The following is a 14,121-nucleotide window of genomic DNA, read 5'->3' on the forward strand; positions in this document are numbered from 1 at the left end:
GGTCGTCGAGAAACGCGGCAACCTGCTTGTCTACCGCAAATCAGCGGGTCCACGGGGGGTTTCCAGGTGTGCAGGGATGACGGAGACGACGAGGCCCAAGGCTCACCCCGGCACGGTCCTGGCCGTAACGAAGGCCCTCAGTGCTTCCGGCTCCGAAGAATGTCTTTCTTCGTCGCCTGGTTTACGTTCATGCCACCGATTCGGTCATGGATTGAAACCCGGGCCAGAGATACCTCCGGCGAGTACAGCGCATACGCGTCTTTGATTGCGTCGTAAAGGGCACGCTGTTTCCAACGGGAAGGGCCCAAGGGTTCGAGAACCCCTTTTTCGTCCGAGCCGCCGAACGTGCGGTCTGAGGAGGGGCTGGCCCACTTTCCGCCGTGTTTGCCGGCACTCAGGCACATCCCCTCCATCCCCGTGGAGTAGTCGCCGTACACGGTGGACCAGGGCAGGTCGGGAGCCCACGGTGTGGCGAGTGAAAGGGCCCGGTACCTGTTGAAATGCAGGCCCTCGTCAAACTCGATGAGGACCTGGTCAGCCTGCATGTCCCATCCACCGGGTGCCAGGGCTGCGTGGTGGGCCGGCACGCCGCCCAGTTCCCGGAAAATGACCAACAGCGTGTCCGCGGCGATGGCGGGAAGCGCCTCGATAGTCGCCCAGGGAACCACGGCCTTCTTTGGCTTCCACACCACGCTGTATCCGGCGGCCTCCAAGGACTTCTTGAAGGACGCGGCTCGGCTTTCACTGTTCCCCATGCTGCATACTGTTCACGGCCGGAAAGTCTTCAATTTCGCATCAGTCCCGGACCCGATCTAAGGGAGAAACCCGGACGGCATATGCGAGAGTAAGTGGACGATCACCTGGGGGAGATATGACGATGCCGGCTGTGCCCGACGACCTGCAAAGAAGATTCAAGAACTGGAATGCAGCGGGGCGGCCGTCCCAGATGCCCTTTGTATGGACAAAGAACAGCTGGACAAAGTACCTCGGCGGCGACTGCGTTCTCGAATCACTGCCGAATCCTATAGGCCGCGAAGGCGTCCTGGACCCGTTCAAGCTCATACGGGACCCTAACTCTGCTCTGGATGCTTACATCGCCAGCTACGTCTGGGGCTATGCCGGAACGGGTTTCGGTCCATACCGGGCTGAACGGGTCATCCGGCTGAACACGGACCTGGCGAACAGAAAGGACTTCGCGGCCGAGTTGTTCACATTGGCCCGGATCGCTATGACCAGCGGCGGGAACGCCGCGTTCGAGCACGTCGTTGACCGGCGGCGGAGTGACAGGAAGTTCTTCGCCTGGTGGGGGCCGGCGTTCGTCACTAAATACATCAGCTTCTCCACCAAGGCCTCCGAGCAAGTAGCCACCACCCCAATCCTGGACAGCATTGTGGCGCGCTGGTTCAGGAAGAACTGCAACGAAATCGGCCCGCTCTGGCTCAACTGGAACAGCGCCGACAGCTACCGTCGGTACACCGGCTGTATGGCCGAATGGGCGGAAGAGCTTGGCATCGAACCCGAACAGGTAGAGCAGCTGATCTTCAAGCTGGGCTGAGCACGGCCCACCGATGAACAGATCCTTGGCCCTTTCCCGTCCGTCCCTGCGACATATTCGGGACGCTATGACGGGGAAGGCGGTGGCCCACTACGCTTGGCGCAAGCGGATCACGCCGCGTTGTTTAGAAGGACGTAAAAAGTGGGGGATTTGGGCAATGTTGCCGAGCTGGAGCGAGCCGCGCGGCGTTTTGCGGTCTGGGCATGGATCCACGTCGGCATTGCCGTCGTGGGTGGCCTCGTGACCCTAGCCTCTTACAACGCGGCCTCGGCTGGTGGTTCATACGTGGCCTTCAAAGGTGCGATTGTCCTTGGCCCGATCTTCGCCATCATCAACGCAGTCAGGTACTTCCGGACGCGTTCCAAGATCGATGCGTTCAAGAGGGCAGCCCGGTCATCCAGTACCGCTGCTCACGACGTGTCAACACAGGCAACGGCACGTCCTGCTGCTGCGGGCTCGCAGCAGCGTCTCCAAGTCTTCAATCCTCCGCCCGGCTGGCCGCGGCCGGCAGAGGGGTGGAGGCCCGGCCCGGACTGGAGACCGGACCCCTCCTGGCCGGCGCGTCCGCAGGGTTGGAATTTACTGGTGGACCCGGAGCTGATCATGACGCCTGTGGACCTCAGCGGGGAGCTGCATCTGGGACCACCTGCCGGAGTATCCAAAAAGCGGCTCAACGAAGTCTGTGAAGGTGCTGCCGACGCCATCGCTTGGCACGTCTGCACAATCGCAGCCGCGAGGAACGAGAACCCGCTGACCACGTTGGGGCATGCCCGGGAGCACGTGCGGACAGCCGTTGAAAAGGCCAAGGAACGAATCTTCGCGAAGCTCCTGGCTGACGCCAACTCCTGGGTCCAGGAATCGCAGGGGAGCCTCCACCAGTGGGAGGCAGCCCTTCAGCACACACGGATGATTATGGAGAAGCGCGAGGTCTTTGATGTGCGCGCCCACAAGAGGATCAACGCCGTCATCTCCGCAGCAGTTGCCCCGCCACTACGGCCGCCGGCACCGTCTCCTACAAGACAGCCAACGCAGCCCGCTACGGCGTACAACCCTCCACGCAAAAAAGAAGGATACGGCGGTCTCATTGCCGTCATCGCCGCATTGGTGGTCATTGGTGTCGGCATATTCGCCATCGGAGTATCACAGCCCGGGTCGTCAACCTCAGCCTCCGACGCTGCAGCGACAGTGGCACCCGGCGCCGACCCGGCTGTCGTCAAGGAGCTGGAACGGCAAGGAGACTGGGCTCAGAACGGTTCCTTTTACCTAAAGTGGGTCGCGCACGACCAGTACACCTGCACTACAGGGGCAGCGTGCACCGAAGTATGGCTATGGACGCCACTTTATGCTGGCTGCAAGTCGGCTGAAGCCATGGTGGATCTGCTCCAGAAAGGAAAGACCATAGGCACCGCCAGCGGCACGGTGAGCAATCTGACGAAAGACAGTCCTAAGCGGGTGCACATTGAAGCCCGCTCTGGACTCAATCCCGACCAAGTGCAGATCAACCATGTGAGCTGTAAGAACTAGCACAGGCATCAAGGAAGCAGCCAACCGTCATTTCGCGTCGTCTGGATCCCAGTCATCCCGAGGGTCGCGCTTCTCCAGGGTCGAGATCAGCGGGTTGAACCCTTCATCTCCTGTGGCTTCAACTATGGCACGCAGCTGGCCAGCCACCTCCCGCCACATGCCCGCATACCAAGCTGTGGGGTCAGTTCCGTTTTCGAGGAGGAAGGCGTCCAGGGTGGACTTCCTGTAGATCAGACGGCGCCCTCGCTTTTCAACAACCGGGCCGCGGCTTAGTGACCGAAGACCGTAGAGGAATTTCACGCTGATCTCGGACCCGACCGGGCCGCTCAGGTAGGCCGCAGCCTCTTTCGTGGTCATTTCCATGTCCCCGGCGTCGAATCCGGATTCCATCACTGCCCCCGTTTAGTTGATGAGCATTCGCCAGGACACGGGCCGACCGCCTAGTAGTCGGCATAGCCGCCAAATTCTGACCCGTACTCCGCCCGCATCTCGGCTTCGAAATCGGCCCGCATCTCGGCTTCAAACTCACGTCTCTCGGCGAGAAAATCCTGCTGCGCCTCGCTATAGGCCCACAGCACGTCGATGCCGGCAGAAACCATGTTGTATGTGTCCTCAAGGCACTTGTTGAGTGCGGGAAAGTCGATGAAGTCCTGGGTGTCCGGGAGCCCGCCGGCGTAACGGAAGGTCTGGCCGTTCGGATCCGCATCGATAAGCCAGGAGAGTGTCCTGTTCGTTTCCTGCGGCATCTTAGGCAGGTCGAGTTCAGCGAAATGCGCGGCCAACGACGTGGCCAGCTCCCTCATGCTGTGCGTTCGATTCAGCCAGCCTCGCAGCTTATCGGGATCGAGCGACTCGTCCTCCTCACCGTTCGCCCGCCGGAGCCTGGCTGCCAGCTTGATCTGCTGTTTCAGTGAAAGTTCGACCGCATGCCGCCACAGATACATGAACGGCAGGAGAATCGTGTCATCGATCGGTTGGCCCTGGAATGAAGCGGCGAGTCTCTTCGCTGCCTCGGCGTACCCGTACTCAAGGTCTGAGTCATCCTGATAGGGATACCTGACGATAAGGCTCTGGCGATCGGTGCTTTTGAAAACTCTGAACAGATGTGGGCTTCTCGCCGGTTTCTTCGCCATGGAGGAAGCATAGGGTCGCGCAGCAGACGACCGCCATGTGACGTTGTAAGAATGCAGCGGCTATAGGCCGCGGCCTATAGCCGGCCACAAACGGACCCCCTGCTGCCACCCATGGGCGAGGTGACATTGCCAAGCCCACTTTTGGCCCATATATGGGTTGTTTGCGGCGCCAGAGCGGGGTGGTTTTGGCCGTGTCACGGCACTCCGGCCACTTGTGGGTTGAAAGTGGGCGAGAGCCGGGCTGTCTCCGACCGAAACATAGCCAGCCACCACAGCCGAGTCTTACAGCAACGCGAGCCCACCAGATCCACTGCTTTGCTGCATCATTCTGTGCACAGGGCTGGCCGTCGGGTCAATGCAAGTCTGGTCGTCGTCGTGTCCGATAGGCGTGTTCGATGTTCAGGTCATGTCGTTCCATGCTTCACCTCCCATGAACGTGTGAGCTCATCTGCTCACTCCATGGAATACGACGGACGGAGCACCCATGTTTCTGGCAGCGGTGGACCCGGGAATCACGCCGAACGCGAGTTTCCCCTTCCTTGAATCGCTCAAACAAATTGGCGGCGGCATCCTGGTCGGCGCTTTCATCATCATCGCCATCGTGGCGATCATCGGCGCAGCCCTGCTGCTGGCCGGGAAGCTGAGCCAATCGTCGCGCCTGGCTTCCAGCGGAGGCGTGATCCTCCTCTGGACAGGCCCCGTGGCTGCCATCCTTGGCGGCATCAACGGCTACATCCTCTGGTCGCAGACAGCCTTTCCGCTCGGGTTCTAGGCGTTGCCCGTGAAATGCGACCTCAATGGATGGTGGCCGCCGGGCTGTGGAGTTGTGTCCCAAATGAACGACAACGCCATTGGCGCCGTCACCTCGCTCTTCGCGAATATCCTCGAAAATATGGCGTCCTGGCTTTGGGCATTCATCACCGGCGCCTTCCAAGTGTCAAACGTCGACGACTCCCAATGGGTATCGATTCAAGGGCTCACAAGCTGGTGGGTAATTGTCATGATGACACCGCTCGTGGTGGTGATGATCCTGCAGATCCTGTCCGGCTTGATAAGCCAGCAGCCGAGGAGAATCGGGCGCGCGATGGTCGGTGGGGCTGCTGCCGTTCCAATGATCGGTGCCGCCGTCTATCTCGTCCGGCAGGTCACCAGGGTAAGCGACTCAGCCTCCGCCGCTCTGCTCCAATCCATAGGTTCTGATCCCTACTTGGTTTTCATGAGGCTCTTCGGATTCGAACGGGCACCGAAAGGATCGGGCCGGGAATGGAACTTGGTATCGCTGGCACCTGGGACGACGGGCGGCCCGGTCGGAGCCGTTGTCGTCACAGCGATGGCGGTAATTGTCGTGTGGATTCTTGCCTTCATCCTGATGTGCTCGATGATCTTCCGCTCCTTTGCACTTGTCGTCCTGGCCGCAGTTGCGCCGGTTGCTCTCATGCTGATGCCCTGGGACAAGACACAGGCATGGGCGCGACGCTGGTGCGAGGTTGTCGTTGCCCTAGTTCTTGCCAAGCCATTGGCGGGAACAGTCTTGGCCGTTGCGGTTAAGCTCTTTGCCGACTCCAAGTCCTTTGCGGGATTGGCTGCTGGAACGGTGGGCATGGCCCTCGCCTGCGGTGCACCACTCATGGCCTTGCGCTTGGTGAGCTTCGCCGGAGGGGAACTCGCTGCAGCTGCCCAAACGGCGGGCGGTGGCCACGTCCTGTCGCGAAGCACCAGTGTTGCGGCCAGACAGATTAGCCGGCAGGCAGGCGGCCGCCTGACGCTCGCGAACATGGTGAGTCGTTCCGCTATGACGCGGCCGATCAGTTCAAGCCGAAACGTCTTCCCGACTCAGGTGTCAGCTCCTCCTGTGCCTGCCGGACTGACTGCACAGGGTACTGACAGCGGGCAGCGAGCCTTGAACACGGGACCACCAAACGTCCCGCCAAATCCGACGTCGCTCGGATCATTGCGTGAAAGTCCCCACAGCCAGGGTAGCCCAGCTCAAGCAGCCGCTCGGCACAGCACACCTACAGAACTAGGACCGCGAGCCCGTAGCACCAACACCCCCGGCCCACCCAAGGTGCAACCTCCGAAAGCCCAGCCACCAAGAATTGATCCTCCGAAGGGAGGCACCCCTCATGTCTGAAGACGGGCGCGCGCTGGAAGCCGTGAAATTTCCAAGGTACGAGCGCCGCGGGGTTTTCCTTGGGCTCAAGTGGTACCAGTTGCTCATTGTGGCAGGGGGCGTTGTCGTCGCCATCGTTGCCTCCGCGAGCCACGGTCCAGTCGGATTATTCACCACTGGGCCTATGTGGCTCACGCTCGTTCTGCTCGGTATCCTGCAGTACTCCCGTGTCCCATATCCAGTCTGGGCACAACAGATCGTGCTGTTCTTCTACCGCGCAGCTGCTGGCCAGACGCGATTCCTCGCGAAGCCCGAAGCTCCACGCCTTGCAGGCCGACTTGCCCTTCCCGGTGGGTTGGGCAATCTGGAGATTCGAACTACCGCCCGTGGCGAATGCTTCCTGGTCGATGGACACGGCAAGGAGGCAATCGCGGTGCTGCGGTGCAGTACGCGTTCGTTCGCTCTCCTGGATGCTGACGATAAAGCGTGGGCAGTCCAGGCTTGGTCACGTGTTCAGGCCGGCATGGCCCAACGGCACAGCGTTGCCCGCATCGCCATCCAGGACTACACCGTGCCTTACCCGTCATCGTCCCTCTGGGACTTCTACAGGGAGAATGCCCTGCCGGTGCGAGACTGCAAGGAAGATGCTGCTTGGGGACGCCGCGCGTACGAGGACTTACTGGGCGCCGCGGGCTCAGCTATGAGCCATGAGCTGCTTGTCTCGGTTGTCCTGGACACGAGCAAGGCGCGACGGCGGATCAGGGAGTCGGGCGGGGGCGTCACCGGCCTTGAACACGTCCTGCGGCTCGAAGTCGAGGCGATACGAACGTCGCTGGGCACCCACAACGTAAAGGTCGAGGAATGGTTCGGCGAGCCGGGGCTGCTTGCCATCATTCGCGGCGCTTTCGATCCTGCCCTTCTGCCCTCCGGCAAAGCGACGGCCGCGACAGCTCCGCCTTCCAACGCACCAGCAGCAGAGTCTACGGATGACCTCCCCAGGCAGGGCCCGATGGGCGTGGAGGAGCACTGGACGTACTTGCGGACGGATTCCGGCTTCCATCAGACCTTCTGGATTGCTGAATGGCCGCGGCAAAAAGTCTTTCCGGGCTTCCTTCACCCCCTGATCTATGTGGGCGAATTCCGCCACACCTTTACCGAGGTTATTCGGGCGGTACCTACTTTTGAAGCGCTTCGTGACATCCGCTCAGCCCAGGAAGCCCACGAGACCCGTCGCCGCATCAATGCACGCTTCGACAGACCGCTCACCCGTGAGCAAAGGGCCGAGGAGGAAGAAGTGACACAACGGGAGGAAGAGATTGTCGCCGGCCACGGTGACGTCCGCCCGGCCGCCTATATGACGGTCACAGCGACTTCATTGGAGGACTTGGCACGGCACCGCCAGGAGCTTGAGTCCGCAGCGGCGGGCGCTTTCGTTGAGCTGCGGCTTCTCTACGGACAGCAATGGGCGGCCTTTGTTGCCAGCGGCCTGCCACTGGGAAGGGGACTGCGATGAAGACGAATGGCAGCTTCGAGTACCTTCCGTCGGGGGTAAGTCGGGGGGATCAGAAAGCACGACGGCGGTCCGCACCTTGGGCGTCAAAGCGGGCGAGTGCTCCGTCGGAGGATGAACAGCCGGGACTTCAGAAGCTTCGCTTCACGGGAGATTGGGGGAGCAAGGAGCCGAACTCGCTCCGGGGCCCACACCGGTTGCGTCCGGCGCCGCACCGCGCCTCGACCATGACCTTCGCGGCCGCCTACCCATTTCTAACAGAGTCCGGGCTGGGGCACGAAGGCACCTACATCGGAACCGACGTCTTCGGGTCGGGAGCCTTTTCCTACGATCCCTGGATCCTTTACGACAAAGGCATCATAAGCGGGCCGTCCATCGTGGTTATCGGAACAGTCGGCACGGGCAAATCGATGTGCGGCAAGTCGCTTGTTGCGCGGTCCATAACGTTGGGACGGAAAGCCGCAGTGGCTTCGGATCCCAAGGGTGAGTGGGTCGCCGTCGCCAAAGCTGTCGGTGGCAAAGTCATCTCCGTTGGACCAGGCCGTCCCGCAAGAGTGAATCCGCTGGACGCCGGGCCACGGTCGAGCGCGCTTACCGAGGCGCAGTGGCAGGCTGTTGTTCGGCAGCGGCGCCGGTACCTCTTGGTCGCCTTGGTTAGCCTCATGCGTCAAGGTATGCCGCTCCGCCCCGTCGAGCACACTGCCTTGGATATCGCCCTCATGGAAACCATGGCGGAAAATTCCAACCCCACGCTGCCGATGGTGCTTGACCATCTACTGCGACCGTCGAAGGAGATGGTGGCTCTCGTCGGCGCGGAGGGAGGAACGGCCGTCAGCCATTCCCTTCGGCGCACGGTGTCCGGTGATCTGGAGGGCATGTTCGATGCTCCGTCTACCGTAGCCTTCGACGCGGATGCCCCAATGATGGTGATGGATACCTCCGCCCTCATCGGAGCGTCAGAGCAGGCCCTTTCGCTAGCCGCCGCTTGCGGCGCCACCTGGCTCGAGGCGGCAATCACCAATCCCGACGGCGGCAAGCGCCTTGTCGTGTACGACGAAGGTTGGCGGATGCTCGCCGATCCCTACATGTTGGCGAAAATGAGCGAGCAATGGCGCCTTGCCAGAACATACGGCATTGCCAACCTGCTGATAATGCACAAGGTCGCTGACCTCAACGAGATCGGCGACAGTACCAGCGGACATCGGCAGAAAGCCCTGGGCCTCCTCACCGAAGCAGATACCAGGATCATTTACCGCCAGAAGCATGATGCCATGCGACTTACAAAGGAAGCCTTGGGCCTCACGGAAGCTGAGTGCGAGCACGTTGAGAACCTGCCGAAGGGCGTAGGTCTCTGGAAAGTCGGGAACCGGTCCTTCATCGTTGCCAACCGTGTGACAACGGACGAGCTGGCCGTTTTCGGGACAGACGACAGGATGCTGTGAGACGGCCAGTGAGTTCCCGCGCTGCAAGTGACAATCCGCTGGTCACCGCTGCCCTCGTCGGAGCGGCGGCCTACATAGGCCTCTGCGCCGTGGTGCAGGCCGCAGCGCAGGTGGCGACCTCTTGGCGCTGTGGTTCTGTGCCGGTGTCGCCCTTTAACCCGACGGCCGTCGTCGGACTTCTGGCCAACAGGATGGACTGGATAGTCATCCGCCGCAGGGACTGCGCAATCGGCACGGACAGCGTCTGGTGGATCCTGGGTCCGGCTCTGCTGCTGGTCGGAGTGCTCGCCGTGGCTGCGCTGGTTGCGTGGAGACGGTGGCAGCAATCCGGGGCGTGGCTCCGGCAGGACATCCTGAGCCGCGACGGAGTTGCCCGTCGTGCCGAAATCGTCCACGACTTTGGGGCGAGGGCGGTGCAGAAGCGGGGGAAGTTCACGCGCCCGGGACTGGTGAAGCCTTCCGTGCAGGATCTGTCCTGGACCCTTGGCCGATCCCGCGGCGTCACGGTCCACGTTTCCACTGAAGAATCGATGGTGATCCAAGGTGCTCCCCGATCCGGCAAGGGCCTCTACGTGGTCATCAATGCGATCCTCGACGCGCCCGGTGCCGTCGTAACGACGTCTACTCGGGCCGACAACCTTGTAGTGACCATGAAGGCAAGGGCTTCTGACGGGCGCCCGGTGACGGTGTTCGATCCCCAGGGCATGTCAGGCTTGCCGTCGTCCCTCCGCTGGTCACCGGTGCGGGGATGTGAGGACCCGGACGTTGCCACCCGGCGAGCGCTCGTCATTACCGCGGACACGGAGATGAAGGGCGAAAACGCTGCGTGGCAGAAGCGCTCGCTGATCGTCCTCCAATGCCTGCTCCATGCTGCTGCCCTGTCCGGCGAGGGAGTGGCTGCATTCCGACGCTGGTCCTCAAGCCCTGTGCTTGCCCGGGAAGCGCTGGAAGTGCTGGGCAGGCCTGGCGCGGCGCTTGGTTGGCAGTCAGACCTGATGGGAATCCTGGAGGACGACCCGCGGAATACCTCGAACTCCTGGATCGGTGTCTCGGCAGCGGTTGCCCCGCTGTCTTCACCGAAGGTCTTGGCTGCACTGAACCCGCAGGATGAGTCCGAGGAGTTTGATCCGAAGGCGTTCATTCGGGAACGGGGCACGCTCTATTTGATCGGCACGCGCGCAGGCGCGGCTGCTGCCGGTCCATATCTTTCCGCCCTGATCGACGACATTGACAGCGCGGCACGCGAAATGGCGTTCGTTTCGCCAGGCGGCAGGCTTGAGCCGCCGCTGTCCCTAATACTCGATGAGATCGCCAACCTGGCTCCCTGGCCGGGCCTACCCGTGGCGCTGGCTGATGGCGGCGGCATCGGCATCTCCACCCTGGTCGTCCTGCAATCCCTCTCCCAGGCCCGTTCCGGCTGGTCCATCGATGAAGCGTCAACAATATGGGACTCCGCCATCATCAAGGTGATTTTCGGCGGCGGATCTGACGAACACGACCTCCGATCGCTCGCCGGTCTGCTCGGCGAGCGCAGCTTGACGCTCACCACGCGTTCCTGGTCGTCACAGGGCCGGCAGGACGGCGAACAGCTTCGCGACCGTCCGGTGATCGCCTTGGACGAGATTCGACGCCTCCCTGCTGGCACCGCACTCATGCTGGGTCGGCGCACGCGGCCCATTTTGTTGGATCTCCTGGAATGGAACAAGCGCAAGGACGCCGGGGAACTGCGCCGACTGAAGGCTGAGATGGAGCGCCTGTTGGCCGACGGGCACAAGCAGCGTCAACAGAAGACCGAAGGGGCTCCTGATGAATAGCCGTGACAACGTCGATGAGTTTGATGTTCCCTCCTCAGGTTCCTTTGGGGACGACGAGATTACTGCACAACTTTTCAGGTCGGCATTTGCCGGACAGGCTGGGCCCAAGTCTGTGACCCGCCGCTGGCGGGAGATGACGACCGAGCAATCACAGGAGGCATGGCGATCGCTATTTGCGTGGGTGCGATGGCTCGTGGCCACCTACCAACTGACGACGTCGGTCGTCCCGGACTGCTGGTGGCGTCACCCTGAGATCGTGGCCGAGTTGTACGCGCTACACCGCGCGGAGTTGGCCTCCTACACGACGGACGATCCCGGCTTCGGGCCGCTCGCCTTTCACGAAAGGCTCCCACACGCCGTCGAACGCCTGAGGGCCCACACCAGGGCGGCCGGATGCGTCGGACTGCAGGCGCACAAGGAGCCCGCACCGCGCATGCTTGCGAACGACGATCCGGCCTTCCTCGACTGGTGCAAGGCGTCCCACCAATTGGTACCCGAATTCTGAGTCATGTCGCTCGGATGATTCGGTGACCATGAACCGGTGTCTGCGCAGCTTAGCTGCGGTCCAAGAAGCAGAAGGGTGGCTGTCGTGGCCGCTGCACCCGAAGTTCCGTCAAGCCCCCCCACTGGCCTGAACTCCGCGTTGGGGCCTCGGCGAATGGCGCCTGAGGAACGCGTCGCTGCATTGATGGACGGGCTCCACTCGATTCTTGAAAAGGCTGTCGAGTCGCCGTCCCATTGGCAGGTTCTCCTTGACGCTTCCGCCAGTCTGTGGCGCTATTCCGGCGGAAATGTTGCCCTGCTGATGATGCAGATGGCACAGCGCGGTACCGACGAGCCCACGCTCGTGGCTGGCTACAAGGAATGGGAGCGGCACGGGCGGACTGTTCTTCGTGGTGAGCATGCTTTGTGGGTGATTGCGCCAAGGACGGCCCGCGTTCAACAGGTGCTCTTGCCTGACGGCACGCGTCACCGCATCCCTTTTGGCGACAAGGCTCCCACGGGAGCCATTGACGAGGGGAAGAAGACGCTCATCACAGGCTGGCGGGGCCAGGCGGTCTTCGACGTCTCCCAGACCGAGGGTACCCCGCTGCTGGTTCCTCGAGCAGCTGCACTCACCTCGGTCGAGGTGCCGCGGCTGTGGGAGTCACTGGCTGCAGTTGCCCGCGCACATGGCTTCTCAGTGCATGTCGCGGATTCACAGTTTGGGCTTACAAGCGGCTTCACGGACTTTGCCCAGCACCGGGTGCAGGTGGGTGGCTGGCTGAACTCGGAGGAACGGGCAGCGGTGCTTGCGCACGAGCTCGGGCACGTTCTGCTGCACGGCCCGAACGACAATGTGGGCAAGTTGTATGGAAGCAGCGTGGACCACCGAGGGCTGGCCGAAGTCGAGGCGGAGTCAGTGGCCTACACGGTGCTTAAGGCGCATGGAATTGATAGAGGGCCTCAATCAGCAAGCTATCTGTCCGGCTGGGCTGATGCAGTTATCGAAGCGGAGCAGTCAGCCGCCGGAGATACCCCCCGAAAGCAGCCGGCCTCACGCGTGGATATTGCCAAATCAGTGCTTGGCCGGGTGACGGCCGCAAGCAAGGAAATTCTCGAAGTGACCGATCCGCCAGGACTGGGCGGGAAGGTTCCGGCTGCAGAAGCCTCCCTGCAAGTTGAAGGCCAGGAAACTTATGCCGGCGTTACGCCTGCAACGGGGCCTTCGCGTGGCTTGGAGATTTCTGGCCCGTAAGGCCGGCCATTGAAGCGTGGGATGGGAAAGTCCCGTCCGCGAAGAAAGGACGCAAGATATGAGCACCAAGATACCGATTAACATCGCCGGCAACCTCGTGGCAGATCCGGATCTGACCTATGGTGAGTCGGGGGTGGCTCACGCCAAGCTCCGCGTTGCGGTGAACCAGCGGGTACAGGGGCCAGATGGATCCTGGCATGACGGTGAGCCTGTTTTTCATAACGTCTCCGCGTTCCGGGCGCTCGCCGAGAATGCCTCCAATTCACTGAAGAAGGGCGACCCCGTCACCGTTTCGGGTGAGCTGGAATTCCGTTCCTTTGAAAAGGATGGGGAGCGGCGTGAGGCTCGTCGGATCGTAGCCGAGACCATTGGCCCGGACCTTCGCTTCGGTACCGCTGCATACCAACGTTCTGCGCGTGCCGCTGGGCCTGGCGCTTCAACAGAGGCAGGCCTGCAAGCGGCGCCGGAGCCGACGTACAACATCGCAACCAAGGGGCCGGTGTCGGTATCCCCTTTCGGCGAGCCGGCGCGGAATGAGGTTAGTCTCTGACCCTGGCCCGTTGGCAGGGCCTACTGAGCTTGCCCCCTAGCGAGACATGGCAATGGCCTGGTCTTTCCGCCGAGGACCAGGCCATTGTCATGCTGTCTCGCTGATGGGCCGCGGTGCCTGCTATAGCCGCGAACTGCCCTTCCATTCGTCCGGTTCCACCCGCATAATGCTCGAAGAGCGGGCCCATCCCATGTGGTACTTGCCGGAGGAATCCAGCCATTCGACGAGACCGTACTTGTGAGTCCAGCCAACGGCCTTGCCATAGATTCCGCCGACATACACTAACGGCCGGGCGTACTTCGGGAAGTCCCGAATAGGCGCCGGATCATCTATCGGACGGGTGGACTCAGCGTCCATCCGGGCCATCATGCGCTCGAGGTCTTCTGGCGAGCCGGACTTGATCACGCAAACAACTATAGAACGTATATTCGAATAAGGGTTTCGGGACCAAACCAGCGGCAGGAGCTTCAGGTATTCCGTGCCCTCACAACGGATGGCGTTACAGGAGCCGCCCCGCGCCCTTCGGCAGGAGCCCAGGCCAAACAATCGACCGCCTGAATGAAGTACGTGTCCGGCCATGGCGCGCCAGGCATAACCTGGGATGGGTCCGGGGAGATGAGCAGAACCGATCCGGGCCAGATCGGTTCCGGAAGCGACTCCAGCCAGGCCCGCTGAGTGTGGTTGAAGCGATTCCACCGGATTGTGACCCAGGAGCCTGTGGGTTGTACTGCATCAACGCTGACCA

The 14,121-nt window shown here is 61.9% G+C and carries 14 protein-coding genes; 10 read left to right on the plus strand and 4 right to left on the minus strand.

Annotation, left to right across the window (positions count from 1 at the left end):
* Positions 1–137: 137 nt before the first annotated feature.
* A complete protein-coding gene (locus VIK36_RS09240; protein WP_324644879.1) occupies positions 138–755 on the minus strand; it encodes a DUF7255 family protein in 618 nt (205 codons plus the stop codon).
* A gap of 191 nt (positions 756–946) precedes the next feature.
* Between VIK36_RS09240 and VIK36_RS09245 the strand changes: the two genes are divergently transcribed.
* Positions 947–1,555, plus strand: a complete 609-nt coding sequence (locus VIK36_RS09245; protein WP_324644880.1) for a hypothetical protein — start codon at positions 947–949, stop codon at positions 1,553–1,555.
* Between the two features lie 150 nt (positions 1,556–1,705).
* Complete coding sequence (locus VIK36_RS09250; RefSeq protein WP_324644882.1) at positions 1,706–3,079, plus strand: hypothetical protein; 1,374 nt, start codon at positions 1,706–1,708, stop codon at positions 3,077–3,079.
* 27 nt (positions 3,080–3,106) lie between these two features.
* Here VIK36_RS09250 and VIK36_RS09255 read toward each other — a convergent pair whose 3' ends face one another.
* Both VIK36_RS09255 and VIK36_RS09260 read right to left on the minus strand, forming a co-directional pair.
* Positions 3,107–3,469, minus strand: a complete 363-nt coding sequence (locus tag VIK36_RS09255; RefSeq protein WP_324644884.1) for a helix-turn-helix domain-containing protein — start codon at positions 3,467–3,469, stop codon at positions 3,107–3,109.
* A 50-nt stretch (positions 3,470–3,519) separates the two neighbouring features.
* Positions 3,520–4,212 carry a hypothetical protein gene (locus VIK36_RS09260; RefSeq protein ID WP_324644886.1) on the minus strand — a complete coding sequence of 231 codons (693 nt, stop codon included), beginning with the start codon at positions 4,210–4,212 and terminating at the stop codon, positions 3,520–3,522.
* 484 nt (positions 4,213–4,696) lie between these two features.
* Here VIK36_RS09260 and VIK36_RS09265 point away from each other — a divergent pair, with 484 nt between their 5' ends.
* From VIK36_RS09265 to VIK36_RS09300, 8 genes are all read left to right on the plus strand, one after another.
* Positions 4,697–4,984 (plus strand): hypothetical protein, encoded by a 288-nt coding sequence (locus VIK36_RS09265; RefSeq protein ID WP_109864358.1) that lies wholly within the window; start codon positions 4,697–4,699, stop codon positions 4,982–4,984.
* Positions 4,985–5,047: 63 nt separating this feature from the next.
* Positions 5,048–6,343 carry a type IV secretion system protein gene (locus tag VIK36_RS09270; protein WP_324644890.1) on the plus strand — a complete coding sequence of 432 codons (1,296 nt, stop codon included), beginning with the start codon at positions 5,048–5,050 and terminating at the stop codon, positions 6,341–6,343.
* On the plus strand, positions 6,336–7,835 hold the full coding sequence (locus VIK36_RS09275) for an SCO6880 family protein (RefSeq protein WP_324644893.1): 1,500 nt from the start codon (positions 6,336–6,338) through the stop codon (positions 7,833–7,835). The genes VIK36_RS09270 and VIK36_RS09275 overlap by 8 nt, the downstream gene beginning before the upstream one ends.
* A 224-nt stretch (positions 7,836–8,059) precedes the next feature.
* The gene (locus VIK36_RS09280; protein ID WP_324644895.1) at positions 8,060–9,274 is read left to right on the plus strand and encodes an ATP-binding protein; all 1,215 of its coding nucleotides are present in this window, start codon (positions 8,060–8,062) and stop codon (positions 9,272–9,274) included.
* A gap of 8 nt (positions 9,275–9,282) precedes the next feature.
* The gene (locus tag VIK36_RS09285) at positions 9,283–11,088 is read left to right on the plus strand and encodes a type IV secretory system conjugative DNA transfer family protein (protein WP_324644897.1); all 1,806 of its coding nucleotides are present in this window, start codon (positions 9,283–9,285) and stop codon (positions 11,086–11,088) included.
* On the plus strand, positions 11,081–11,593 hold the full coding sequence (locus VIK36_RS09290; RefSeq protein WP_324644899.1) for a hypothetical protein: 513 nt from the start codon (positions 11,081–11,083) through the stop codon (positions 11,591–11,593). Before VIK36_RS09285 ends, VIK36_RS09290 begins: the two co-directional genes overlap by 8 nt.
* Positions 11,594–11,746: 153 nt before the next feature.
* Positions 11,747–12,826: an ArdC-like ssDNA-binding domain-containing protein gene (locus tag VIK36_RS09295; RefSeq protein WP_324644900.1), complete on the plus strand. Its 1,080-nt coding sequence runs from the start codon at positions 11,747–11,749 to the stop codon at positions 12,824–12,826.
* A gap of 58 nt (positions 12,827–12,884) precedes the next feature.
* A complete protein-coding gene (locus VIK36_RS09300; protein ID WP_188571302.1) occupies positions 12,885–13,376 on the plus strand; it encodes a single-stranded DNA-binding protein in 492 nt (163 codons plus the stop codon).
* A 120-nt stretch (positions 13,377–13,496) separates the two neighbouring features.
* Here VIK36_RS09300 and VIK36_RS09305 read toward each other — a convergent pair whose 3' ends face one another.
* Positions 13,497–13,781 carry a hypothetical protein gene (locus tag VIK36_RS09305; protein ID WP_324644901.1) on the minus strand — a complete coding sequence of 95 codons (285 nt, stop codon included), beginning with the start codon at positions 13,779–13,781 and terminating at the stop codon, positions 13,497–13,499.
* Between the last annotated feature and the right edge of the window lie 340 nt (positions 13,782–14,121).

It is taken from the genome of Pseudarthrobacter sp. LT1 (genome assembly GCF_035621795.1).
Taxonomy (GTDB): Bacteria; Actinomycetota; Actinomycetes; order Actinomycetales; family Micrococcaceae; genus Arthrobacter.